We start from the raw sequence: 26,032 nt of genomic DNA, 5'->3' as shown, positions 1-26,032 counted from the left end.
CTATTGTAAACCGAAAGTCGCAAATTTACAAGTAACAAGGAAAAGTTTATAATGGAAGATAAGGAACTTTTTCCTAGTTATCAAAATTGAATGAGGAATCTATGTCGCACGAAAACAATCACCAGCAGGCCCAGATGTTACGGGGGACTGCTTGGTTAACGGCTAGTAACTTTATCAGTCGCCTGCTTGGGGCTATTTACATTATCCCTTGGTACATCTGGATGGGGTCTTATGCGGCTACGGCCAATGGTCTCTTTACCATGGGTTATAATATCTATGCCTGGTTCTTGCTGGTTTCAACAGCAGGGATTCCAGTTGCGGTGGCCAAGCAAGTTGCCAAGTATAATACCATGCGAGAAGAAGAGCATAGCTTTGCCCTGATTCGGAGCTTTTTAGGCTTTATGACGGGACTAGGTTTGGTTTTTGCTTTAATCTTGTATGTCTTTGCTCCTTGGCTAGCAGACTTGTCTGGCGTGGGCAAAGACTTGATCCCAATCATGCAAAGCTTGGCTTGGGGAGTCTTGATTTTCCCGTCTATGAGTGTTATCCGAGGATTTTTCCAAGGGATGAATAACCTCAAACCTTATGCCATGAGTCAAATTGCTGAGCAGGTCATTCGTGTTATCTGGATGCTCTTAGCAACCTTTATCATTATGAAGCTCGGTTCAGGAGATTACCTAGCAGCGGTTACCCAATCGACCTTTGCGGCCTTTGTCGGCATGGTAGCCAGTTTTGGAGTTTTGATTTATTTCCTTGCTCAAGAAGGTTTACTCAAAAGAGTCTTTGAAACAGGGGATAAGATTAACAGCAAGCGTCTTTTGGTTGATACCATTAAGGAAGCTATTCCTTTTATCTTGACTGGTTCGGCTATTCAGCTTTTCCAAATCTTGGACCAAAATACCTTTATCAATAGCATGAAGTGGTTTAGCAACTACAGTAATGAAGACTTAATTGTCATGTTTTCTTATTTTTCTGCCAATCCAAATAAAATCACGATGATTTTGATTTCTGTTGGGGTTTCGATTGGGGGTGTCGGTTTGCCGCTTTTGACTGAAAACTATGTCAAGGGGGACTTGAAGGCAGCTTCTCGTCTTGTTCAGGACAGCATTACCATGCTTTTCGTATTCCTGCTACCAGCAACGGTTGGAGTGGTTATGGTAGGAGAACCTCTTTATACAGTCTTTTATGGGAAGCCAGATAGTTTGGCCATGGGCTTGTTTGTCTTTGCAGTTTTGCAATCTACTATTTTAGGCTTGTACATGGTCTTGTCTCCAATGCTTCAGGCCATGTTCCGCAACCGCAAGGCAGTTCTCTATTTTATCTATGGTTCCATTGCCAAGCTAGTATTGCAACTTCCAACAATCGCTCTCTTTCACAGTTACGGACCCTTGATTTCCACTACAATCGGTCTCATTATTCCTAATGTTTTGATGTATCGGGACATTTGTCAAGTAACTGGTGTTAAGCGTAAGGTGATTTTGAAGCGAACCATTTTAATCAGTTTGTTAACTCTTTTCATGTTTCTAGTAGTTGGGACTTTGCAGTGGATTTTAGGATTTGTATTCCAACCAAGTGGACGTTTGTGGAGCTTCCTTTATGTAGCTCTTGTCGGTGCCATGGGTGGAGGAGTATACGGGGTCATGAGTCTCCGTACCCGTTTGTTGGATAAGGTGATTGGAAAAGCCCAAGCAGATCGCCTGCGAGCAAAATTAAAAATTTCTTAAAAAATAATTTATAAATAAAATGAATAAGTTGAGTTTTTTAAAAATCAAAACACTCTCTTATTCATTTTTTATTGTTAGAATTGAATATGAAATGTAAAACAGAGAATAAATAACGAAAGTAATTGAATTTTATGTCAAAAAACACTTGACTAAAAAGTAGTTAGTTTGTATAATAAAACAAATATTTAAATCAGGAGGTTCTGGAGATGAAAAAGTCTAAGGCCAAGTATGCAACACTTGCAGGTGTCGTGTTAAGTGCAGGTATTTTGTTAAGTGCCTGTGGAAATTCTAGCACAGCATCAAAAACATACAATTATGTTTACTCAAGTGATCCATCTAGTTTGAACTATCTAGCAGAAAACCGTTCAACAACTACTGATATTGTGACCAACCTGGTAGATGGTCTCATGGAAAATGACCAATATGGGAACTATGTCCCATCCTTGGCTGAGGATTGGACTGTTTCTCAAGACGGTTTGACCTATACCTATAAATTGCGTAAAGATGCTAAATGGTATACTGCAGATGGAGATGAATATGCTCCTGTAACTGCCCAAGATTTTGTCACTGGTTTGAAATATGCGGCTGATAAAAAATCAGAAGCATTGTACTTAGTGCAAGAATCCGTTGCAGGTTTAGATGACTATATCACTGGTAAAACAAGCGACTTTTCAACTGTCGGAATCAAGGCTCTTGATGACCAAACCGTTCAATATACCTTGGCACGACCAGAACCTTACTGGAACTCAAAAACAACCTCAACTATTCTCTTCCCAGTCAATGCGGATTTCTTGAAATCAAAAGGGGATGATTTTGGAACAGTTGATCCTTCAAGTATTTTGTACAATGGACCTTTCTTGATGAAATCCTTTGTTTCAAAATCGGTCATCGAATTCAAGAAAAATTCTAACTACTGGGATGCTAAAAATGTCTTTGTAGATGATGTGAAATTGGCCTATTATGATGGTAGTGACCAAGATGCACTGGCTCGTAACTTTGTAGAAGGTGCTTATAGCTACGCTCGTCTTTATCCAAATAGTTCGAGCTTTGAAGGGATTAAAGAAAAGAATAAGGACAATATCATTTATAGCATGCAAGATGCTACTTCTTACTTCTTAAATTTCAACTTAGATAGAAAATCTTATAAATTCACTTCCAAGACAAGTGATGCTGAGAAGAAATCGACTCAAGAAGCGGTTCTTAACAAAAACTTCCGTCAAGCCATTAATTTTGCCTATGACCGTACAGCCTACGGGGCTCAATCTCAGGGAGAAGATGGTGCAACTAAGATTTTGCGTAACTTGGTTGTTCCTCCAAACTTCGTAAGTATCAATGGAAAAGACTTTGGTGAAGTAGTAGCCTCTAAGATGGTCAATTATGGTAAGGAATGGCAAGGAATCAACTTTGCGGATGCCCAGGATCCATACTATAATCCTGAAAAAGCCAAGGCTAAATTTGCAGAAGCTAAGAAAGAACTCCAAGCTAAAGGAGTTCAATTCCCTATCCATTTAGATAAAACAGTAGATTTGACGAATAAGGCAGAGATTCAAGGAATCAATTCCATGAAACAATCAATTGAATCTGTCTTGGGTTCAGATAATGTTGTGATTGATGTTCACCAACTCTCTACTGAAGATTATAATAGCACAAGCTATTTGGCTCAGACTGCAGCCCAGAAGGATTACGATCTATACAACGGTGGTTGGAGTCCAGACTATCAAGATCCTTCAACCTATCTTGATGTCTTTAACGTTAATTCTGGTGGTTTGATGCAAAATCTAGGTATAGAGCCAGGTGAAGCCAATGACAAGGCCAAGGCTGTTGGATTGGATGTCTACACTCAAATGTTGGAAGAAGCTAATAAGGAGCAAGATCCAGCTAAACGTTATGACAAATATGCGGATGCCCAAGCTTGGTTGGTGGATAGCTCTCTAGCAATTCCAAATGTTTCACTTGGTGGAACACCAACATTGAGAAAAATTGTTCCTTTCTCAACACCATATTCATTGGCTGGTAATAAAGGGGTTGAATCATATAAATACCTCAAATTACAAGATAAGACAGTTACAAAAGACGAATATGAAAAAGCCAAGGAAAAATGGTTGAAAGAAAAAGAAGAATCCAATAAAAAAGCCCAAGAAGAATTGGCAAAACATGTCAAATAAGGATTTTTCAAGAAAAACGATGGTTTCGAAGGAAACTGTCGTTTTTCGTTTTTTAATAGAATGATGTCGAATTTTGGAAGGAAAAATATCACATTTTTTATTGGAATTATGTTATAATGAATATAACAAAAACGTGAGAAATTATTTTCGAAAATCTACCCAGTGTTAACTGAAGTATGCACATGCTAGGATGATTTTATAGGAGGGATGCCGTCTACTGTAAAAGTAAGATAAAATGCAACAAATGATAAGTTCTTCTTTAAGTGAAGAATTCTTAACTGCCTATTTACTAATCGTTATGGAGGTAAGATTATGGGCGCTATTATGGAGTTTGCAACAGAAAAACAGATTGCATCATTTCTTTCAACTTGTCGCATTGAAGGGCAAAAGAATTTTCTGATGGCTTTTAAGAAAAAGACATTGCTGAAATCTTTTATTGATTTTTTCATTATAGGTGGTTCCTACTATGTTCAGTCGAGTGTGAAGCCTAAGATTCTGGCATTCACACCTAAGGGGATCTACTTGATGGATATCAGTGATGTGACTGAGAATCGTTCTAATCAAGTCGTAGAGATGCCTTGGAATCAAGTTCAAGATTTTACTTATAAGACAGTCTTGAATACAGTTAGACTTAATTGGCGTTATCAAAATGAAGACTATATTTTTTCCGTGGATGTCGGTCAGATTAGTCAGCATGTGGGCCAGTATCAATTTAACAAAGAGCATTATGACTATTTAGCCCAACAGGATTTCTTTCAGTCAAAGTAAACTCTAGCAATCATTTTCACAAAAGAATCTGGAAGCTTTTCTGGATTCTTTTTAGCTTTACTAGCTAGTACTCAATGAAAATCAAAGAGCAAACTAGGAAGCTAGCCGCAGGTTGCTCACAACACTGTTTTGAGGTTGTAGATAAGACTGACGAAGTCAGCTCAAAACACTGTTTTGAGGTTGCAGATAGAACTGACGAAGTCAGTAACATATATACGGTAAGGCGACGCTGACGTGGTTTGAAGAGATTTTCGAAGAGTATAAATCTATAGTTTAAAACTATAACTAGCTCTTGAAAAGAAGAAAATGAGTTGACGAAAATAAGTGGTACAATAGTTACTATAGATTTGGAGGTATTGTATGAGCAAGGAATTACACATCAACACAATTTTGGCCCAGGCGGGTATCAAGTCAGATGAAGCGACAGGAGCTTTGGTGACACCGCTTCATTTTTCGACGACTTATCAGCACCCAGAGTTTGGTCAGTCTACTGGATTTGACTATACACGCACTAAAAATCCAACTCGTAGTAAGGCGGAAGAAGTCTTGGCGGCCATTGAGTCCGCAGACTATGCCCTAGCTACTAGCTCAGGGATGTCAGCTATTGTACTGGCCTTTAGCGTTTTTCCAGTAGGAAGTAAGGTCTTGGCAGTGCGTGACCTTTACGGCGGTTCTTTCCGTTGGTTTAATCAAGTGGAGCAGGAAGGCCGTTTCCATTTTACCTATGCCAATACAGAAGAAGAGCTGATTGCCGAGTTAGAGAAGGATGTGGATGTTCTCTATATCGAAACGCCAACCAATCCCTTGATGTTGGAATTTGATATCGAAAAACTAGCAAAATTGGCTCATGCTAAGGGTGCCAAAGTGGTGGTCGACAATACCTTCTACAGCCCTATCTACCAACGTCCGATTGAAGATGGAGCAGATATGGTTCTTCATTCAGCAACCAAGTATCTAGCAGGCCACAATGATGTCTTGGCTGGAGTGGTTGTGACCAATAGTGTAGAATTATACGAAAAGCTTTTTTACAATCTCAATACGACAGGGGCAGTCTTGTCGCCATTTGATAGCTACCAGTTGATTCGTGGTCTCAAGACCTTGTCTCTTCGTATGGAGCGCTCAACTGCCAATGCCCAAGAAGTGGTTGACTTTTTGAAGGATTCTCCAGCAGTTAAGGAAGTTCTCTACACTGGTCGTGGAGGCATGATTTCCTTTAAAGTAGCCGATGAAACACGCATTCCTCACATTTTAAACAGCCTCAAGGTCTTCTCTTTTGCGGAAAGTTTGGGTGGGGTAGAAAGTCTCATTACTTATCCAACGACGCAAACTCACGCTGATATTCCAGCAGAAGTACGCCATTCTTATGGTTTGACAGATGACCTCTTGCGCTTGTCAATTGGGATTGAGGATGCTAGAGATTTGATTGCAGATTTGCGCCAAGCATTAGAAGGATAAGACAAAGATGGGAAAATATGATTTTACAAGCCTGCCAAACCGTTTAGGGCATCATACCTATAAATGGAAAGAAGCAGAAACGGATAGTGAAATACTACCAGCTTGGATAGCGGATATGGACTTTGTAGTTTTGCCTGAAATCCGCCAAGCCGTGCAGACTTACGCTGATCAACTGGTTTATGGCTATACCTATGCCAGTGAAGAGTTAATTAAGGAAGTTCAAAAGTGGGAAGCCACACAACACGGTTACCACTTTGACAAAGAGGCCCTTGTCTTTATCGAGGGTGTGGTACCAGCCATCTCAACAGCTATTCAAGCCTTCACAAAAGAAGGCGAGGCGGTTCTGATTAACACACCTGTCTACCCACCTTTTGCTCGCAGTGTCAAGTTGAACAATCGCAGATTGATTACCAATTCTTTGGTGGAAAAGGATGGTCGGTTTGAGATTGACTTTGACCGACTTGAAAAGGATTTGGTGGAAGAGGATGTCAAACTTTATATTCTCTGCAATCCTCACAATCCTGGTGGACGTGTTTGGGAAAAAGAAGTGTTGGAGAAGATTGGCCAACTCTGCCAAAAACACGGTGTTTTCTTGGTTTCAGATGAGATTCACCAAGATTTGGCCCTCTTTGGTCACAAACACCAGTCTTTCAATACCGTCCACCCTGACTTTAAAGAATTTGCTATCGTCTTGAGCAGTGCCACTAAAACCTTTAACATCGCTGGGACAAAAAATTCCTATGCAGTCATTGAAAATCCTAAGTTGAGACTGGCTTACCAGAAACGCCAGTTGGCCAATAATCAGCATGAAATTTCAGGCTTGGGCTATTTGGCGACAGAAGCTGCTTATCGCTATGGGAAGGATTGGTTAGAGGAACTCAAGCAAGTCTTTGAAGACCATATCAATTATGTGGTGGATTTATTTGGAAAAGAGACAAAAATCAAGGTCATGAAACCGCAAGGAACCTACTTGATTTGGCTTGATTTTTCAGCCTATGACCTGACTGATGAAAGATTGCAAGAGTTGTTGAGAAATGAAGCTAAGGTTATCCTCAACCGTGGTTTGGATTTTGGAGAGGAAGGGAGTCTCCATGCCCGTCTCAATGTAGCCATGCCCAAATCCCTGCTGCAAGAAGTTTGTCAGCGAATTGTGACGACTTTTGCCAAACGTTAAAAATCCAGCCTTCTAGGAGAAAAGTATCCCTAGAAGGCTATTTTCATAGGTGAAAATATGGTATAATAAAAAGATAAGGTAAAGGTGAAAATATGGCTAAATTGATTCCGGGGAAAGTCCGTATCGAAGGCGTTGCCCTTTATGAAACTGGTAAGGTTGACATCATCAAGGAAAAGAACAATCGGCTCTACACTCGCGTTGCAGAAGAAGAACTGCGCTATAGTTTAGAGGATGATTTGGTTTTTTGTGCCTGCGATTTTTTCCAAAAGAGGGGCTACTGTGTGCATTTGGCAGCGCTGGAGCATTTTCTAAAAAATGATGAGCGTGGTCAGGAAATCTTGCAGAGTCTGGAAGAAGGTCATGAAGAAAAAGAGGCCGTTGAAACCAAGGTGACCTTGGGTGGCAAATTTTTGGACCGAATCTTGTCTCCAAAATCAGAACGTGCCTATGAATTATCGGCTGTGGGGCAGGTGGAAGCAGGAACCAATCATATCTTGTGGACGCTGAGAATCGGCCAAATCAATAGCCAAAAATACTACGTCATTCGGGATATTCCGCTTTTTTTAAGAGTTGTCGAGAAGAGAAAACCTTATATGATTGGTAAAACTTATGAGGAGTCTCTATCTTGGGAAGCCTTTAATGAGGAAAGTCAAGAACTTTTGACTTTCTTGCAGGGACTAATGGAGGAAGGATTGGCACCAGACCTCTTTTTCCAAAACCAAGGTCGGCATCTCTTTTTCCCTCTGACCTTTTTTGAGCAGGGTGTGAATTTACTGATGACCTTGCCTCATTTTCAATTTGCCCACCAAGTGGATAGTTATCAGACTCTGCTTTTTCAGGATATGCATGCTGATGCCAATCTCTTTACCTTTACAGTAACAGAATACTCGGACTATTTTGAAATGGAAATCAGCGAGAGCCCCAGGGTCAATTCCTTTTATCAGGGAGCTGTACTTTTCCATAAAGGACAGGTTTATTTTCAAACAGACCAGCAGATGCGTCTTCTCAAAGAAATCAAAGCGTTGCCTTTGGCTCACGATGGAAAGAAATACCTGCAATTTGATAGCAGTGACCGCGATAAATTGGCTTCTTGTTTAACTCTTTTTAGCCAGATGGGCACCGTTTCAGCTCCAGAACGCTTACAAATCAAATCCTTTGTGCCCTCTTTTTACTTTGACAGGGAAGAGGATAATCGGATTCGTTTAAAAATCCAGTTTGATTATGGGGATAGACAGGTATCTAGCCGACAGGAACTAGAAGAATTACCCTTTTCGAGTGATGCTGACTTAGAAGAAAGAGTTTTCCAAGTCTGTTTGGTTGCAGGTTTTGAAGCAGACTTTCAATCTTGGCGTCAGGCCTTAAAAGCCGAGTCTGTCTATCATTTCTTTCACGAAATTATTCCGGTCTTTGAAAAACTCGGGAATGTTGATTTATCAGACAAGTTAGAAGAACTCTATAACCTAGCAAGCCCTCAAGTACAGATTGCTTCCAAGGGAGGTCTCTTGGAAATCCAGTTTGATTTTCAAGATATTGCCCAAGAGGAAATTGACCAAGCCATGCAGGCCTTGGTTGCCAATCAAGATTTTTACATTGATTCGTCTAACCAAGTCTACTTTTTCGATGAAGAAACCAAGAAAATTCGCCAAAATTTACAGGAATTGGGGCAATTTGAATTAAAAGATGGGGCCTTGCAGGCTCGGAAATCCTTGGCTTATAGTTTAGCTCATCTTTTTGAAGGACGTGACCGTGTTTCTTTTTCACAAGAATTCCAGAATCTGGCTCACGATTTGACGCATCCAGAGGACTTCCCTCGACAAGCAACTCAGGTTCAGGCTGACTTGCGAGATTATCAGGAAAAGGGAATCAGCTGGCTGCAAATGCTCCATCACTATGGTTTTGGTGGAATTTTGGCTGATGATATGGGACTTGGTAAAACCCTGCAGACCATTGCTTTTTTGACCAGTCAAGTGACAAAAGAAAGTCGGGTTTTGATTTTAGCTCCGTCAGGTTTGATTTACAACTGGGCGGATGAGTTTCAGAAATTTGCCCCACAGTTGGATGTGGCTGTTGTTCATGGTTTGAAAGCTAGTCGTGAAGAGATTCTTGCTGAAAGCCATCAAATCTATGTGACGAGCTATGCTACCTTCCGTCAGGACAGTGAGCTTTATCAGGGGATGGCCTTTGACTTCCTTTTCTTAGATGAAGCTCAGGTCATGAAAAACGCCCAGACCAAGATAGCTCAGACCTTGAGACAATTTGTGGTGCCGTCAGTTTTTGCCTTGTCAGGAACTCCTATTGAAAATCATTTGGGTGAGCTGTGGTCTATTTTCCAAATCGTCATGCCAGGACTCTTGCCAAGCAAGAAAGAATTTATGAAATTGCCAGCAGAGCGAGTGGCTCAGTTTATCAAGCCTTTCGTTATGAGGCGCAAGAAAGAAGAAGTGCTGACTGAATTGCCAGACTTGATTGAAGTGGTTTATAAAAATGAACTGGAAGACCAGCAAAAGGCTATCTACCTAGCCCAGTTGCAACAGATGCGAGACCGTTTAGCTCAGGTGTCAGATAAGGAATTCCAGCGAAGTCGGGTGGAAATCTTATCTGGTCTGATGCGCTTGCGCCAAATCTGTGACACTCCTGCCCTCTTTATGGAGGATTATCAGGGAGCCAGTGGCAAACTGGATAGTCTTCGAGACCTGCTGGTACAGGTGGCAGACGGTGGACACCGTGTCTTGCTTTTCTCGCAGTTCAAGGGAATGTTGGAGAAAATTGAACAACAACTGCCAGACTTGGGCATGACTTCCTTTAAAATTACGGGTTCAACCCCAGCCAAGGAAAGACAAGATATGACCAAGGCCTTTAACCAAGGGGAAAGAGATGCCTTTCTGATTTCCCTCAAGGCTGGTGGTGTCGGTCTGAACCTGACAGGTGCTGATACGGTTATCTTGGTCGACCTTTGGTGGAATCCTGCGGTGGAAGCGCAAGCCATTGGCCGTGCCCATCGGATGGGACAGGAAGAAACGGTTGAGGTCTATCGCTTGGTAACCAAGGGAACCATTGAAGAAAAAATCCAGGAACTCCAAGAACAAAAGAAACATCTGGTGTCACAAGTATTGGATGGCACAGAGTCACGTGGCAGTCTGACCCTAGCAGAAATTAGAGAAATTTTGGGAATTTCTGAAGCCAGCACTTGAAAAATCAAGACAATACGCTATAATGAAGTGTTGAAAGGAAATAGAAAATGAAACAAGAACGATTTCCATTGGTGTCAGATGACGAGGTCATGTTGACTGAAATGCCAGTCATGAACTTGTATGACGAGTCTGATCTGATCAGTAATATCAAGGGTGAGTATCGAGATAAAAATTATTTAGAATGGGCTCCTATTACTGAAGAGGCGCCAGTCAAACCGATTGAAAAGCAAGTAGAGAAACCTAAAAAAGCTCCTTTAGGGGTTAAAAAAGAAGGAAAGAGCTATGCGGAGGTGGCGCGTGAAGAAGCGCGTGCAGACTTGAAAAAGAAACGCTCTGCTAACTATTTAACTCAGGATTTCAGTCGTGCGAGACGTCATTCTAAATCCGGCCTTCTTAGACAGGGCAATCAACCGACAGCGCCTTTCCAAAAGGAAAATCCTGGTGAATTTGTCAAATATAGCCAAAAATTGACCCAGTCTCATTATATCTTGGCGGAGGAAGTTCATTCTATCCCTACCAGGAATGAAGAAGTGTCAGCACCTGCTCCAAAGAAAAACAACTATGATTTTCTAAAGAAGAGCCAAATCTACAATAAAAAAAGTAAACAAACAGAACAAGAACGTCAGGTTGCCCAAGAGTTGAACCTGACCAGAATTACAGAATAGGGGAGAAAACATGCCAAAGACATATCATTTTATCGGAATTAAGGGATCAGGGATGAGTGCCTTGGCCTTGATGTTGCACCAGATGGGGCACAAGGTTCAGGGATCAGATGTTGAAAAGTACTACTTTACTCAACGTGGTCTTGAGCAGGCAGGGATTACTATTCTTCCTTTTGATGAAAAGAATCTAGACGGTGATATGGAAATTATCGCTGGAAATGCCTTCCGTCCAGATAACAACGTCGAAATTGCCTATGCAGACCAAAATGGTATCAGCTACAAACGCTATCATGAATTTCTAGGTAGCTTTATGCGTGACTTTGTTAGCATGGGAGTTGCTGGAGCGCACGGAAAAACTTCAACGACAGGTATGTTGTCTCATGTCTTGTCTCACATTACAGATACCAGCTTCTTGATTGGGGATGGGACAGGTCGTGGTTCAGCCAATGCCAAATATTTTGTCTTTGAATCTGACGAATATGAGCGTCACTTTATGCCTTACCACCCAGAATACTCTATTATCACCAACATTGACTTTGACCATCCAGACTATTTCACAAGTCTCGAGGATGTTTTCAATGCCTTTAACGACTATGCCAAACAAATTACCAAGGGTCTCTTTGTCTACGGTGAAGATGCGGAGTTGCGTAAAATTACGTCTGATGCACCAATTTATTATTATGGTTTTGAAGCAGAAGGTAATGACTTTGTAGCTAGTGAGCTTCTTCGTTCGACAACTGGTTCAACCTTCACAGTTCACTTCCGTGGACAAGAATTGGGTCAATTCCACATCCCAACATTTGGTCGTCACAATATCATGAATGCGACAGCCGTTATTGGTCTTCTTTACACAGCAGGATTTGATTTGAATTTGGTGCGTGAGCACTTGAAAACATTTGCCGGTGTTAAGCGTCGTTTCACTGAGAAAATTGTCAATGACACAGTGATTATCGATGACTTTGCCCACCATCCAACAGAAATTATTGCGACCTTGGATGCGGCTCGTCAGAAATACCCAAGCAAGGAAATTGTAGCAGTCTTCCAACCGCATACTTTTACAAGAACCATCGCCTTGTTGGACGAATTTGCTCACGCTTTGAACCAAGCGGATGCTGTTTACCTAGCGCAAATTTATGGGTCAGCTCGTGAAGTAGATCATGGTGATGTTAAGGTAGAAGACCTAGCCCAAAAAATCAACAAAAAACACCAAGTGATCACTGTTGAAAATGTTTCTCCACTCCTTGACCATGACAATGCTGTCTATGTCTTTATGGGAGCAGGAGATATCCAAACCTATGAGTATTCATTCGAGCGTCTCTTGTCTAACTTGACAAGCAATGTTCAGTAGGATATTCTTATGGAAATTCCAATTAAGATCATTCAGGCAAGTGATGCTGATTTGGCTGAGATAGAGGCACTTCAAACTTTGTCTTTGCCAGCTGAAAAGCAGCTGACTTCCCATATTTTAGAAGAAAGTATCCGTAAGTGTGCGGATACCTTTCTTCTAGCTAGGGATGAAAATCAACTGTTAGGCTATATTCTATCAAGTCCTCAGTCAGACAATCCGCAATGTCTAAAAGTACTTTCTTTAGTCATTGAGGCTGACCATCAGAGACAGGGCTTGGGAACGCTTCTCCTTGCAGCCTTGAAAGAGGTGGCAGTTGAGATGGATTACAAGGGGATTCGTTTGGAGAGTCCTGATGAGCTGCTTTCCTATTTTGAAATGAACGGTTTTATTGATGAAGAAACTTCGCTTTATGCAACTAGCCAGGGTTTTAGTATGATTTGGTTTAATCCCTTTTATCTGGAGGCACAATGGAAATTAGGAAAGCAAGATTAGAAGATTTGGATCGGATTGTAGAGGTTGAACTAGAGAATTTCTCGGTAGAAGAAGCTATTCCTCGATCTGTCTTTGAGGTGCATTTGCGAGAAATTCAGACCTCTTTTCTGGTTGCAGAAAAAGCAGGCAGAATCATGGGTTATATCGAAGGGCCAGTTGGCCCCCACCGACATCTGCAAGACCAGTCTTTTACAGAAGACATAAAAGACTATAGTCATGAGCCTGGTGGATATATCTCTGTGACATGTCTCTCTATTGCCAAGGAAGCACAGGGACTAGGATTGGGTCAGAAATTGCTAACAGCTTTGAAAGAAGTTGCTCTTGAAGATGAGAGAGAAGGCATTAATCTAACCTGTCATGACTATCTCATCGCCTACTATGAAAAACACGGATTTGTCAACGAAGGCTTGTCCCAGTCAACCTTTGCAGGGGAAACTTGGTATGATATGGTCTGGGAAGCTAAAAAATAGGCAAGACAAGGCATCATAGGTTGCTTTTCCTAGACTTTTAAGATATAATATTATGGATTGTCAACGAGGAGGAAAAACTTTTGAGTGAAAAGTCAAGAGAAGAAGAAAAATTAAGCTTTAAAGAGCAGATTTTACGAGATTTAGAACGAGTTAAAAAACATGAAGAAGATCAGGAAGAAGTTGATTTAGCTTCAATAAAACCCCAATTTTCTTCTAAAAATGACCAGTCGATAGAAGAGTTAATGGAAGATTCTCTATCAGCTGTAGAGGAGATTATGAGAAAAGCTCCTACCGTGCCGACTCACCCAAGTCAAGATGTACCAGCTTCTCCAGCAGATGATATTCAAAGAGAAACTCCTGGTGTTCCAAGTCATCCAAGTCAAGATGTTCCTTCTTCTCCCGCAGAAGAGGCTGTAAGACAAGCTCCACTTGCTCCTAGTCACCCGAGTCAAGAAGGACCTTCTACTCTATCAGAGGAGGGAGTATCAAGACCAACTCCAGGACCTGTTAGTCCTATAAAAGTAGAAAAGGAATTTAATGAAATCCCAACGAGGGTAGCTGTTTCTTATAAGACAGAAGCTCAGAGAGAGGTAAAAAGAGAAGTTCCTACTTCACAACCAGTAGTGGAAAAGAAAGCTGTAGAAGGAATGCCTGCAACTCCACGTCGTAGCCGTCGTGAGACGGTTAAGTCAACCAAGAAGAAAAAATCAGGATTTAAGGCTTTCTTCATTTCTCTACTTATTTTCCTAGGCTTGATTTCAGCAGGTGGTTACTTCGGTTATCAGTATGTTCAGTCATCTTTACAGCCTGTGGATGCTTCATCTAAACAATATGTGACAGTGCAAATCCCAGAAGGCGCTAATGTTCAAGAAATCGGTAAGACACTTGAAGATGCCGGCTTGATTAAACACGGTCTAGTTTTTAGCTTGTATGCTAAGTACAAAAATTATGCTGATTTGAAATCAGGTTATTATAATTTGCAAAAGAGCATGAGCACAGAAGATATCATCCATGAACTACAAAAAGGTGGAACAGCTGAAGCTCAAGAACCTGCGCTTGCGACTTTGACAATTCCAGAAGGTTATACGATTGATCAAATGGCACAAGCGGTAGGTCAATTGCAAGGTGACTTCAAAGAGCCTTTGACAGCTGATGCCTTTCTGACAAAAGTTCAAGATGAGAACTTTATCAGCCAAGAAGTTGCTAAATATCCTAGTCTACTTGAAAGCTTACCTACAAAGGAAAGTGGCGTTCGTTATCGTTTAGAAGGTTTCCTCTTCCCAGCTACTTACTCTATCAAGGAAAGCACAACTATTGAAAGCTTGATTGATGAGATGTTGGCAGCCATGGACAAGACTTTGGCACCTCATTACAGCACTATTAAGTCTAAGAATTTGACTGTCAATGAATTGTTGACCATTGCTTCACTTGTAGAAAAAGAAGGTGCTAAGACTGAAGACCGTAAGTTGATTGCAGGTGTATTCTATAATCGCTTGAATCTTGGTATGCCACTTCAAAGCAATATTGCCATCTTGTATGCCCAAGGAAAACTTGGTCAGAAGATTAGTCTTGCTGACGATGCTGGAATTGATACATCTATTAATTCACCATACAATGTCTATACCAATCTAGGCCTCATGCCTGGTCCGGTAGATAGTCCAAGCTTAGATGCTATCGAGTCAAGTATCAATCAGACTAAGAGTGAAAACCTTTACTTTGTTGCAGATGTGACAGATGGTAAGGTCTACTATGCTAGCAATAAGGAAGAACATGATCGGAATGTAGCTGAACACGTTAATAGCAAGCTTACTCAAAATAGTAGTTCAAACTAAGACTACACAAATGAGAATCTCAGATAGAGATTCAATATTATCGAAGGAAAGTTGAGAAAAATGGCAGAAAAAACATATCCTATGACCCTTGCGGAAAAGGAAAAACTTGAAAAAGAATTAGAAGAATTGAAATTGGTCCGCCGACCAGAAGTGGTAGAACGTATTAAGATTGCTCGTTCATACGGTGACCTTTCTGAAAATAGTGAATACGAAGCAGCTAAGGATGAACAAGCCTTTGTCGAAGGACAAATCTCTAGCTTGGAAACAAAAATCCGCTATGCTGAAATCGTCAATAGCGACTCAGTTGCCCAAGACGAAGTAGCGATTGGTAAAACAGTCACTATCCAAGAAATTGGTGAGGACGAAGAAGAAGTTTATATTATCGTAGGTTCAGCAGGTGCGGACGCCTTTGCAGGTAAAGTTTCAAATGAAAGCCCAATCGGACAAGCCTTGATTGGTAAGAAAACAGGTGACACAGCAACCATTGAAACACCTGTTGGTAGTTATGATGTAAAAATCTTGAAAGTTGAAAAAACAGCCTAAAAACAGAAAAAAGGAGTGGGGAAGGCAGTGCGCTTCACTCACTCCTTTTTCCATTTTGCTACTCTTCGAAAATCAAATTCAAACCACGTCAGCGTAGCCTTGCCGTACTCAAGTACAGCCTGCGGCTAGCTTCATAGTTTGCTCTTTGATTTTCATTGAGTATAAATTAAATTGAATTGGAGACGATATGAGTTCAAAGAAGAAAAAAAATAAGATGGAGCGTGGTCTGACCAATCGTCACGTGCAGGTTATGGCCATTGCTGGGACAATCGGAACAGGACTCTTTTTGGGAGCAGGTCGCTCAATTAGCCTAACAGGTCCTTCCATTGTATTGATTTATATGATTACTGGGGCTTTCATGTTCCTCATGATGCGTGCGGTTGGAGAAATGCTCTACCAAGACCCTGAGCAACATACCTTTATCAACTTTATCACGCGCCATTTGGGTAAGGGCTGGGGCTATTTCTCAGTTTGGTCTTACTGGCTATCCGTTGTCTTTATCGGTATGGCGGAAATCACAGCTATCTCTCACTATGTTCAGTTTTGGTTTCCTAGCTGGCCAAGTTGGATGATTGAGATTGGATTTTTGACCATTCTAGCCTTAGTCAATCTGATTGCAGTGAAGCTCTTTGGGGAAGTTGAGTTTTGGTTTGCTATGGTCAAGATTGTGGCTATTTTAGCCATGATTGCAACAGGGGTCTTTATGGTCTTGACAGGCTTTAAGACACCACATGGAGTAGCAAGTTTGGCCAATATCGCCGATAATTTCTCCCTCTTCCCAAATGGTGGAGTGAACTTTGTCATGGCCTTTCAGATGGTTTTCTTTGCTTATCTAATGATTGAGTTTATTGGAGTAACAACTTCTGAAACCAAAAATCCACGTCAGGTCTTGCCAAAAGCCGTTAAGGAAATTCCTTTGCGAATCGCCTTTTTCTACGGTGGTGCCCTCTTAGCCATCATGGCTATCATTCCGTGGCGTGAACTTGCATCGGCTGATTCTCCTTTTGTAACAGTATTTGAATTGGCAGGTATCAAGTGGGCAGCGGCCTTGATTAACTTTGTCGTTTTGACGTCAGCAGCATCTGCTCTTAATTCAACCCTTTATTCAACAGGTCGTCATTTGTATCAGATTGCCCATGATTCGCCCAATCCATTCTTAAAGGCTATCAAGGCAGATACTCTTTCCCGTCACAACGTACCACAAAATGCCATCATCGCCTCAGCAATTTTGATTGCCCTAGCAGCCTTTATCAACGTATTGCCAGGTGTTTCCGATGCCTTTGCCTTGATTACGGCATCATCATCAGGTGTCTATATCGCCATTTATATCTTGATTATGCTGGCTCACCTTAAATACCGCAAGTCACCAGACTTTATGGTAGATGGTTATCTCATGCCCCATTATCGTTTCCTAAATCCTTTAACCATGCTCTTCTTTGCCTTTGTCTTTGTAACCCTCTTTTTACAAGAGTCTACATTTGTCGGAGCAATCGGTTCAGCTATTTGGATTATCGGTTTCGGGATTTATAGCCAGTGGAAATTTAGAAAATAGATTTGAAACTCATCAACTAAGGTTGGTGGGTTTTTCTTTGTTTAAAAATATAGCGGCTTGGATCTAGGATAGTACGCTGTATTATATCAGTATTATTTTTGAGCTGTCAGGTTTAATCTCTTAGGAAAACAGGCGCTACGTAAAGAAAATGTAATAAAAACTTAACATAAAAATCATTGACAATTTCGGGGGGGGGGGTAATAGAATTAATATGAGACTTTGTGTAACTAAAGTAAAGAGCATGGTCAATTGAAACAAGAAGAGAATAAAATAGTCTCGTAAAATGTATTGCAACTTGGTAATACTTTTTGAGGCGCTTTTTGATTGAGCCCATGTTTTCTCAATGGGATTGTACTCAGGTGAGTAGGGAGGAAGAGGTAAAAATGTATAGTTGTTAAAATAGCATACGGAAAATAAGTTAGAAACCATGTAATGTTATAAATTTTATATGTTTTTGGTGCATATATATTTTAGTTAAATGAAAGTTGAGGAAAGGAACAATGATGAAAAATCACTTGGATTTCAAGTTGATAATAATGATGGTTTGGTGAAGTAGAATAAAGAAATACAAATGTGGTAAATCTGACTATGTATCAGGCGTTGCAAAAGAGGAAATAAATATGGTGAATATAAGAAGAAGTCTTTTTGGATATAACAAAAAGGAAGTTGATGATGTGATTAGCAGTTTAGAGGGGGATAAAGAACGCCTCAAACAAGAACTTGAAGGGAAAGCACAAATGATTGAAGAGTTGAATGTTCAACTACATGGATTTCGCTCTCAAGAGGAGCTTATTTCTGAGGTTATTATTGATGCGAAACAATTGTCAAAACGTTTAGTGGAAGAGGCTAAGCAAGAAGCAACGGAGTTGCTATATAATGCTAACAAAACAATATCAGATGAATTTGCACGTTTTCATCAATCGATGGAAATTTTAAACGGAATCAAAAATAGAGTTGTTGCGCAGAAAGAGGAGTTATCTAAAGAATTGCAAGACACTTTGAGACGATATAAAGATGCTTTTGAAAACTCGGAGACCGAGGACTTTGCTCGAATAAAAGAACAAATAGAAATAGATATTACTCGAACAGAAGATGTTTGTGAGAATTCAAAACAGGTTATCTTTCTCCCGCGCCTTAATAAATCAAATTGTATTAAAGTAGAAAAAATAGAAAAGGAGAACTAGTAGTGAAAAAAGAACATAAGGAAATCTTTTCAATCCGTAAGTATAAGGCATATGGAGCTAATTCGGCTTTGATTGGATTAGTGGGTCCGGCTGTTTTAATGGGGGTACTGATGTCTCCTGTACAAGCAGAAGAAAGTGCTTCTATTCCTGATTTGAAGCCATTGGATAGGGCGGAGAGTAGTGAATCAAGTACCCGAGATATTGAAACAAATCATCTTATTGTTACATCGTCTCATCCAGAAGAAAATGCGACTGAAACAGCTGCTTCAGGGGTAGAAACAGGAATAAGAGCAAGTGAAGAACTTACAACTCCTAAAAGAGCAGTAAGTATTGTCTATAAAGTACGCTATGTAGATCGCAAATCTCATCAAGTAGTTCATGAGGTAACGAAGACGAAGACGGTAGAAACTACTGAAGCAAAAGCAAAAGTTATCGTTACAGAAATTGGTGGAGAGCTAGCAAATGATAGTCAATTAGAAAGTTACTATGTTCCAGATGGTAATCCAACAACCTTTACAAAAGAAATTGTTGAAGGGGAGGACAATGTTTTTGTCTACGAAGTAGAGGGATTTGGGAAATCAGAAGCTACAGACCGTACTGTCACGCTTAAGTATACAGTTGAATACGTTGATGAAAAGACGGGGCTTGTCCTAGATAGTGAGGACAAGGAAGAAACGGTTTCTACCTTTGAAGCAGTTGTGAAAAAGGAAGTGACTGTTCAAGCTTCCATTGATGGAAACGAATCCCTCAAGGGATGGAGTATCTCTGATAATGCGACAAGTCATCAAACTATTACCTTATCAGAAGGGGTTCCTGTAAAGGTTATTTTTAAACTCCATAACTCTGATAAGGGAAAGGTGAGGCAAAAGAGGAAAGTAGAGTATCCTTCCCCTGCCGTTACTGGGCAACCATACTTAACACTAGAAAAGATAACTCCGGGCAATTTAGGTGAAGAAAGTATTACTCTTGCTGGAAATGCTCAGCATACTTATGAAATAAGGTATAAGGTTGGTTTTTCAAACATTGATGCTTCGGACCTGGAAATGACTCAAGGGGCAAAGGATTTAGGCTTTAATTTAGACTTGGAAGGTGGCTGGTTAACTGCTACCCTTAAGCCAACAAGAGCAATGGGAGGAAACTATGAAGTTGGATTCCAATCCCGTTCACATCCTGAAGTGAAAGTAGCTGGATTTATAAACATTACGACAACAACTCACTTTGGATTTATGGTGTTAGCAACTTCAGGGAAAGAAAATCGTTTGTTGTATTTTTCCAATAATAGAGATGATAGGACTGAGTCAACATATGATGGTAGCATAACAGATCCTTATCGAACTTCTCCTGTTATTTATAAAGGAGTAAGTGATTTGAATAATCTATATAAAGATTCTTCTGGACCAAAAACAGACATCACGATTGATGGAATCAGAATGCCAACGACTCCCTTTGGTTATTTTATGGATTCTGGTAATCAAACTGTTGAAAATGCTACTGCAGATACGAAACGTTATTATGCCATGATTCCAATCTTTGCTCCAATGGATCGTTCTACAGATTATGCTAATAATAATAAACAAGGATTATCTATTACAGATTTTCGGTTGTTATCCGCTTCAGATGGAGTAGAAGTTAAGTTGGTGGACTTGAGGAAAGACAAGGCTCCAGATAAGGGAGTTTACAGTAATACTGTAGATTTCCAAACAATGCCAGGGTATGATTTGTCAAGTGGATTGTTGAAAGATGACATGCGTGGTATCTTGGATAAAACTCCATATTATCTTCAATTTACGAAATTGCCTAAAACAGCAGGTAACTATTCAGTGAAATTTCAAATGACTGATAGCTTGAACTTAGTCAAAACGATTACATTGAATTTTACAACTTATGAAAATTCTATTTCTAGTGAACGCTCAGACTCCAACGCTTCAGATAATCGTACTTATGCGCTAACCAATGCAGATGCTCTTTTTGAACCCAATGAAGACTATGTAGATAAATCTACTGATAAGGTTACGCTTCCGATTTCTGATGAAGAACAAATCTTAGGAAAAGTAACTCTCAATAAAGATAATGCCTATATAAAAGCAGATAGTTTTCCAGCAGGGGTTGAGTTGAGGGCAGTTCCTGGAAAGGTTACGGAAGGACATCCGACAGAAGCCTATGTTGTCAAAAAATCAGGTATTAAAGTTGCGAAGGGAAAATATTCTTTTTCAGTGAATGCCTATGATGGTCACTATCAGACTGGTGCTCCGCGGACATTTGAGTTTGAGATAGTAGACGCTATTAATCCGATTCCAAACCAGCATTGGCATGAGGGAACAGTTCCAACCCCTATTCCAGTTTCTATGGAAAACAACTCCAAAATAACAGGAATTCGTGTGGAATCAAGTGGCGGTTATGCCTTTTTTGAAGGGAACCCTAATGACTCTACTATTTCTATTTACGGTTTGAAACACACGTCGTCACAACAAAAGGCGCGTGTTTATGTGACATTTACAGATGACGAAGGGAAAAAACATGAAACCTTTACCGATTTTTATTATGTGATAGAATCTAATACAGTAGACGATTTAGCGGTTAATGTTACTAATACAGATCAAACAATTTCCGAGGGTGAAGATTGGAAAGAAATGGTCATCACAACGACTCCAAGTGAAGGTGTGACCATTAAAGTTGATAAGACAAAACTTCCAAAAGGGACACGATTTGTTGATAATAAAATTATAGGGAAAGGTCTTTATGAAGGGCAGTATGAAGTTCCAGTACTTGCTGTTAAGGGAGATGTTGTTAAGTCGACTGTTGTGCGTCTAACTGTGAAGCCGAAGGAATTTGTCGTTCCTCCAGAAAACACAGAAGTTTCGGTCTTATCCAAGGTATCTGCTCTTGGATTGCAAGAGGTACCTGACGATGCAGTGGTAACTTATCGTGCGAATGATTCCTATAATTTTTCTAATTCTGGTCTAAAAATTAGTAATGATGGGACTAAAATTACAGGGATACCGACTGCAGTTGGTCGCTATGAGCTCACTGCAACAATTAGTAGAAGAGGTTCAAATGGGCTTGTTCGTACTACAACTACTACCTATACCATTAACGTAACAGGGCTAAGTCCGAGCTTGACAATCGGATCAGGAACTCAAGCAACAGATGCTTATACTTCTAATGAAACACGTCTCCTAGCATCGATTGGAACAGAGATTCCACCTATTACAATCAAGCATGATTCGCATTCAAAACTGACAGTCGATTCAAATTCTTTACCAGCTGGTTTGAGTTATTCGTATGATGAGTCGACACATACAGGAACTATTACAGGAATTCCAAGTGCAATGTCCTACGAGGGATATGTTTATCAAATTTTAGTTCAGACCGAAATGCCGTATAACTATGCAGATAGCAACGTTCGCAGAACTATTTGGAAGACAATTTATATTGAAGTTACTCCTATAACATCAGCTCTTAGTATTAACAATGAAAACCAGACATTTGCTGCAGATAAAGAGATGATTCCAATTACGGTATCGGATTTTGATGAACGTGCAACAATTGATTTAGAGAATGCTCCGTCTGGAGTGAGATATGATGCATCCAATCATCAAATTATAGGAAGTCCAACAGAAGGGGTAGGTACCTATGAATTTAATATTCGGGCGGTTATGCCACAGGCACTTGGAGGTCAAGTTACAAGAAGGCGGGTAACTCTTCGTGTAGAACCGTTAACACCGATTTTAGAGGCAGATAGGTCATCTGTTGAAGTAACAGCCAAGGATTCTATTCCGACTATTACAGTCACCAAGGAACCACATTCTACCTTACAACTAAATGTACTGGTGAAGGAACGTGATTATAGTTATTTTGGTTCTCTATCTGATATTGGTTTAAGCTATGATGCGTCAACAGGCAAGATTACGGGAATACCTACAGTCGTGGGGAATCACATAATCTATTTGTCAACATTCTTAGACAAAAATTTCACAGGAGTTGCTGGTGGTGTTAGAAATGAATTAACGATTCCATTGACGGTGACTGCTAAGGAATTTAACTTTATGGATAATCAGGAACGACATACGACTGTTATGTCAGCGATTGCTCCAGTGGCGGTGAGTGTACCAGATGGGATAGAGGTTAGTGTAGAAAGCGGGACTCTTCCTCAGGGGATTATTTACAATAGCGATAAGAAGGTGATTGAAGGAACGCCTACTCAAGCTGGAACCTTTACAATTACAATGGTTGCTAACCCAAGTGGTATACGTGGTAATGAAAGAAAAGCTACAGTGACTATTCAGGTAGGTCCACTTCCAGCTACTATTAGGATTCCCCACAATCATCAAACCATCCAAGTAGGGACTCCTATGGAACCCTCAACGATAGAACTAAATGATCATGCAAAGATTTACGGTAGTGATGCATTACTTGATTCTTTTGGCAGTAGTGGATATATTAATCATGCTAGTGAAAGAGGTATGGAGGAATCGTACATTGATGCATTCTTAAAGATGTTTTATGGATTGACCTATGACGCCAGCACACACACCATTAGTGGGACTCCTACGCGAACGGGTACTATAACTTTTACTTTTATTGCGCGAAATGATGATCTATTAGGTAGTGGTGAAGCTAGAGAAACCTTTGTCTTGAATGTAGTAGAAGTTATTTCTAAGATTCCTATTATTACAGATGCGAAAGAAGGTTCTAATGTAATTAAAGGAAGCGGTGTTGCAGGAGCTACGGTTACCGTTACGCTTCCAGATGGAGTTGAGAAAACAGCTTTAGTGGTAGAGGATGGAACATGGATGGTAGATACGCCAGCACCTCTTGTAAAAGGACAAAGTATTTCTGCTCGACAAAAAGAAGTAAACAAAACGATTAGTAATGACATCAGTGCCACTGTTGTTCCTCAATCGGGATTAGTTGTATCCAAGGAAGCGATGGTAGATGCCATTATCGAAGGTGTTACAACGATTACAGGAACAGGGATAACAGATTCTACTATTAGTGTTACCCTTCCAGATAGTACCGTTAAAACAGCTACAGTTTCGGAGGGAACATGGTCAGTTACTTTAGACAAAGCCGTGGTGAAAGGTGATAATATTTTTGTAACACAAACTGAACCAAATAAAGCTACTAGTCCATTAGTTACAGCAACTGTGGTTCCTAAAATTACAAAAGGTGATAAAGGTGAAACAGGAGCAAACGGAGCAGATGGTAAATCACCAGTTGTAACGATGACAGATAATGGAGATGGCACATACTCTATTACAGTACGCAATGGAGATGGCTCTGAATCAACTACTAAAGTCAAAGATGGCAAAGACGGTAAAACTGCTACTATTACAACAACAGATAATCCAGATGGAAGTCATACAATCACTGTAACAAATCCAGACGGAACAACAAAAGAAACAGTTGTTAAAAACGGTAAAGACGGTAAGACTCCAAAAGTTGAAGTGACTGATAACAATGATGGAACTCATACTTTTAAAGTTACGGATGAAGATGGCAATGTTACGAATGCTATTATCAAAGATGGTAAAGACGGTAAAACTGCCAATATCACAACAACAGAAAATCCAGATGGAAGCCATACAATTACTGTAACAAATCCAGATGGAACAACTAAAGAAACAGTTGTTAAAAACGGTAAAGACGGTAAGACTCCAAAAGTTGAAGTAACGGATAACGGAGATGGAACTCATACTGTTAAAGTTACAGATGGAGACGGCAATGTTACCAACGCTATCATCAAAGATGGTAAAGATGGTAAAGCTGCAACAGCAACAACTACTGAAAACCCAGATGGAAGCCACACAGTAACCATCACTAACCCAGACGGAACTAAGAATGAGTTTGTTGTGAAAAATGGTCGTGATGGAGTAGACGGACGTACTCCAACAGCCTCTGTTCGTGATAATGGAGACGGAAGTCATACAATCGTTATTACAAATCCAGAAGGTGTGACAACTGAAACTACAGTTCGTGATGGTAAATCACCAAAAGTTACCATTACTGATGAACAAAATGGAACTCACAAGATTTCAGTTTTAAATGGAGATGGAACAACTACTGAAACAATCATTAAAGATGGTAAATCACCAGTAGCAACAGTTAGAGATAACCAAGACGGCACTTATACTATCCGTGTAGAAAATGGAAATGGAACTGTTTCTGAAACAACAGTACGTGATGGTAAATCACCAACTGCTAAAGTAGTAGATAATGGAGATGGGACTCACACTATTACAGTTGTGAACTCAGACGGTACAACTACAACAACTACAGTTCGTGATGGTAAAGAACCAAAACTTGAAGTTATTGATAACAACAATGGTTCACACACTATTAAAGTGACAGGTGCTGATGGTAAAGAAACGACAACTACAATCTTTGATGGTAAATCACCAAAAGCTAACATCGTTGATAACGGAGATGGAACTCACACATTGACAATCGTAGATTCTGATGGTCGTGAATACAAATCTATTATCAAAGATGGCAAAGATGGCGTTTCACCAACTGTAACTGTTAAAAATAATAACGATGGAACTCACGTTGTTACAATTACTAATCCTGATGGAAGTAAGACAGAAATGGTAATTAAAGACGGTAAAGATGGTAAATCACCAAAAGTTTCTGTTGAACATAATGGAGATGGTAGTCATACAATCACAATCATCAATTCTGACGGAACTGTGACAAAAACAGTTGTTAAAGATGGAAAAGATGGACGTGATGGTCGCGACGGCAAAGACGGAAAAGATGGTAAATGTGGTTGCCAAGACAAACCAGTAACACCATCAAATGACAAACCAGTTCTTCCAATGCCTAATGTGCCAGAAGGACCAACGTTTGCAATGCCAGAACCACCAGTTCATGAATTGTCAGAATTTAACGGTGGAGTACCAGGAATGCCAGAAGTTCATGAATTGCCAGAATTTAACGGTGGAGTACCAGGTATGCCTGAAGTTCATGAATTGCCAGAATTCAATGGTGGAGTACCAGGAATGCCTGAAAATCACGAATTACCAGAATTCAATGGTGGAGTACCAGGAATGCCAGAAGTACAAGAGGTACCAAAATTAGATATTCCAACAGTACCAGCGCAACCAACACCAAATGTGCCAGTACAACCAACTCCAGTTGTTCCAACACCAGAAGTACCGGTTAAACCAGAACCACCAGTAGTACCAACACCGGGTCAACCAGCAACTCCAGTAAATGCTAACCCAGTAGTAGCAACTCCAGTTAAAGAAAACCATGGGGAAAAATTACCAGAAACTGGAAGTCAATCTGATTATATATCTGTTCTTTTAGGTAGCGGTATTCTATTGAGCCTATATGTAGGTCGAAGAAAAGAAGATTAAATATAATGTGTAAGATTAGCAGAGGAATATTGTAGCTGAAAATATAGTTAAAAATTATGTTATTTAAACTTTTGTAAGCGTCTCATGATATTTGATATACAAGCGATTTGA

General features: G+C 40.2%; 16 protein-coding genes and 1 pseudogene. 16 read left to right on the top strand and 1 reads right to left on the bottom strand.

Annotated features, from left to right (window positions below):
- Positions 1-101: 101 nt before the first annotated feature.
- From ACWPV5_RS05950 to ACWPV5_RS05885, 14 genes are all read left to right on the top strand, one after another.
- Positions 102-1,724 (top strand): putative polysaccharide biosynthesis protein, encoded by a 1,623-nt coding sequence (locus tag ACWPV5_RS05950; RefSeq protein ID WP_454382832.1) that lies wholly within the window; start codon positions 102-104, stop codon positions 1,722-1,724.
- Between the two features lie 206 nt (positions 1,725-1,930).
- Positions 1,931-3,889, top strand: a complete 1,959-nt coding sequence (locus ACWPV5_RS05945; protein ID WP_261025469.1) for a peptide ABC transporter substrate-binding protein — start codon at positions 1,931-1,933, stop codon at positions 3,887-3,889.
- A 312-nt stretch (positions 3,890-4,201) separates the two neighbouring features.
- Positions 4,202-4,657 carry a hypothetical protein gene (locus ACWPV5_RS05940; protein ID WP_454382829.1) on the top strand — a complete coding sequence of 152 codons (456 nt, stop codon included), beginning with the start codon at positions 4,202-4,204 and terminating at the stop codon, positions 4,655-4,657.
- A 74-nt stretch (positions 4,658-4,731) separates the two neighbouring features.
- Positions 4,732-4,890, top strand: coding sequence for a hypothetical protein (locus ACWPV5_RS05935; RefSeq protein WP_454382827.1), 159 nt, complete (start codon positions 4,732-4,734; stop codon positions 4,888-4,890).
- Positions 4,891-5,017: 127 nt separating this feature from the next.
- Positions 5,018-6,112, top strand: a complete 1,095-nt coding sequence (locus ACWPV5_RS05930; protein WP_454382825.1) for a cystathionine gamma-synthase — start codon at positions 5,018-5,020, stop codon at positions 6,110-6,112.
- A gap of 7 nt (positions 6,113-6,119) precedes the next feature.
- Positions 6,120-7,286 (top strand): MalY/PatB family protein, encoded by a 1,167-nt coding sequence (locus ACWPV5_RS05925; protein ID WP_454382823.1) that lies wholly within the window; start codon positions 6,120-6,122, stop codon positions 7,284-7,286.
- 92 nt (positions 7,287-7,378) lie between these two features.
- A complete protein-coding gene (locus tag ACWPV5_RS05920; RefSeq protein WP_454382821.1) occupies positions 7,379-10,477 on the top strand; it encodes a DEAD/DEAH box helicase in 3,099 nt (1,032 codons plus the stop codon).
- A gap of 47 nt (positions 10,478-10,524) precedes the next feature.
- Positions 10,525-11,142 carry a cystathionine gamma-synthase gene (locus ACWPV5_RS05915; RefSeq protein ID WP_261055683.1) on the top strand — a complete coding sequence of 206 codons (618 nt, stop codon included), beginning with the start codon at positions 10,525-10,527 and terminating at the stop codon, positions 11,140-11,142.
- Positions 11,143-11,152: 10 nt separating this feature from the next.
- Positions 11,153-12,487: a UDP-N-acetylmuramate--L-alanine ligase gene (gene murC / locus ACWPV5_RS05910; protein WP_033677684.1), complete on the top strand. Its 1,335-nt coding sequence runs from the start codon at positions 11,153-11,155 to the stop codon at positions 12,485-12,487.
- A gap of 9 nt (positions 12,488-12,496) precedes the next feature.
- Complete coding sequence (locus ACWPV5_RS05905; RefSeq protein ID WP_454382819.1) at positions 12,497-12,979, top strand: GNAT family N-acetyltransferase; 483 nt, start codon at positions 12,497-12,499, stop codon at positions 12,977-12,979.
- Positions 12,955-13,449: a GNAT family N-acetyltransferase gene (locus tag ACWPV5_RS05900; protein ID WP_261025480.1), complete on the top strand. Its 495-nt coding sequence runs from the start codon at positions 12,955-12,957 to the stop codon at positions 13,447-13,449. Before ACWPV5_RS05905 ends, ACWPV5_RS05900 begins: the two co-directional genes overlap by 25 nt.
- 80 nt (positions 13,450-13,529) lie before the next feature.
- On the top strand, positions 13,530-15,281 hold the full coding sequence (gene mltG / locus ACWPV5_RS05895) for an endolytic transglycosylase MltG (protein WP_261025482.1): 1,752 nt from the start codon (positions 13,530-13,532) through the stop codon (positions 15,279-15,281).
- A 60-nt stretch (positions 15,282-15,341) separates the two neighbouring features.
- Positions 15,342-15,824: a transcription elongation factor GreA gene (gene greA / locus ACWPV5_RS05890; protein WP_000818750.1), complete on the top strand. Its 483-nt coding sequence runs from the start codon at positions 15,342-15,344 to the stop codon at positions 15,822-15,824.
- Positions 15,825-16,011: 187 nt separating this feature from the next.
- Positions 16,012-17,376, top strand: a complete 1,365-nt coding sequence (locus ACWPV5_RS05885) for an amino acid permease (RefSeq protein ID WP_000095646.1) — start codon at positions 16,012-16,014, stop codon at positions 17,374-17,376.
- 245 nt (positions 17,377-17,621) lie between these two features.
- Here ACWPV5_RS05885 and ACWPV5_RS05880 read toward each other — a convergent pair.
- Positions 17,622-17,760 (bottom strand): annotated as a pseudogene (locus tag ACWPV5_RS05880) (IS630 family transposase); the annotation flags it as partial.
- A 236-nt stretch (positions 17,761-17,996) separates the two neighbouring features.
- On the opposite strand from ACWPV5_RS05880, the gene ACWPV5_RS05875 reads away from it, so the two are divergent.
- The gene (locus ACWPV5_RS05875; RefSeq protein ID WP_000247238.1) at positions 17,997-18,560 is read left to right on the top strand and encodes a DivIVA domain-containing protein; all 564 of its coding nucleotides are present in this window, start codon (positions 17,997-17,999) and stop codon (positions 18,558-18,560) included.
- A gap of 2 nt (positions 18,561-18,562) precedes the next feature.
- On the top strand, positions 18,563-25,921 hold the full coding sequence (locus tag ACWPV5_RS05870; RefSeq protein WP_261055681.1) for an SIALI-17 repeat-containing surface protein: 7,359 nt from the start codon (positions 18,563-18,565) through the stop codon (positions 25,919-25,921).
- The last annotated feature ends 111 nt before the right edge of the window (positions 25,922-26,032 follow it).

It is taken from the genome of Streptococcus sp. Marseille-Q7156 (genome assembly GCF_965119495.1).
Note: the sequence above shows the minus strand (reverse complement) of the source record. Positions and strands in the feature narration are given on the sequence as shown.

Bases quoted from the DNA above. Each gene is read 5' to 3' on its own strand.
- ACWPV5_RS05950 (WP_454382832.1), top strand. From the start codon at position 102: ATGTCGCACGAAAACAATCACCAGCAGGCCCAGATGTTACGGGGGACT.
- ACWPV5_RS05945 (WP_261025469.1), top strand. From the start codon at position 1,931: ATGAAAAAGTCTAAGGCCAAGTATGCAACACTTGCAGGTGTCGTGTTA.
- ACWPV5_RS05940 (WP_454382829.1), top strand. From the start codon at position 4,202: ATGGGCGCTATTATGGAGTTTGCAACAGAAAAACAGATTGCATCATTT.
- ACWPV5_RS05935 (WP_454382827.1), top strand. From the start codon at position 4,732: ATGAAAATCAAAGAGCAAACTAGGAAGCTAGCCGCAGGTTGCTCACAA.
- ACWPV5_RS05930 (WP_454382825.1), top strand. From the start codon at position 5,018: ATGAGCAAGGAATTACACATCAACACAATTTTGGCCCAGGCGGGTATC.
- ACWPV5_RS05925 (WP_454382823.1), top strand. From the start codon at position 6,120: ATGGGAAAATATGATTTTACAAGCCTGCCAAACCGTTTAGGGCATCAT.
- ACWPV5_RS05920 (WP_454382821.1), top strand. From the start codon at position 7,379: ATGGCTAAATTGATTCCGGGGAAAGTCCGTATCGAAGGCGTTGCCCTT.
- ACWPV5_RS05915 (WP_261055683.1), top strand. From the start codon at position 10,525: ATGAAACAAGAACGATTTCCATTGGTGTCAGATGACGAGGTCATGTTG.
- murC (WP_033677684.1), top strand. From the start codon at position 11,153: ATGCCAAAGACATATCATTTTATCGGAATTAAGGGATCAGGGATGAGT.
- ACWPV5_RS05905 (WP_454382819.1), top strand. From the start codon at position 12,497: ATGGAAATTCCAATTAAGATCATTCAGGCAAGTGATGCTGATTTGGCT.
- ACWPV5_RS05900 (WP_261025480.1), top strand. From the start codon at position 12,955: ATGGAAATTAGGAAAGCAAGATTAGAAGATTTGGATCGGATTGTAGAG.
- greA (WP_000818750.1), top strand. From the start codon at position 15,342: ATGGCAGAAAAAACATATCCTATGACCCTTGCGGAAAAGGAAAAACTT.
- ACWPV5_RS05885 (WP_000095646.1), top strand. From the start codon at position 16,012: ATGAGTTCAAAGAAGAAAAAAAATAAGATGGAGCGTGGTCTGACCAAT.
- ACWPV5_RS05875 (WP_000247238.1), top strand. From the start codon at position 17,997: ATGGTGAATATAAGAAGAAGTCTTTTTGGATATAACAAAAAGGAAGTT.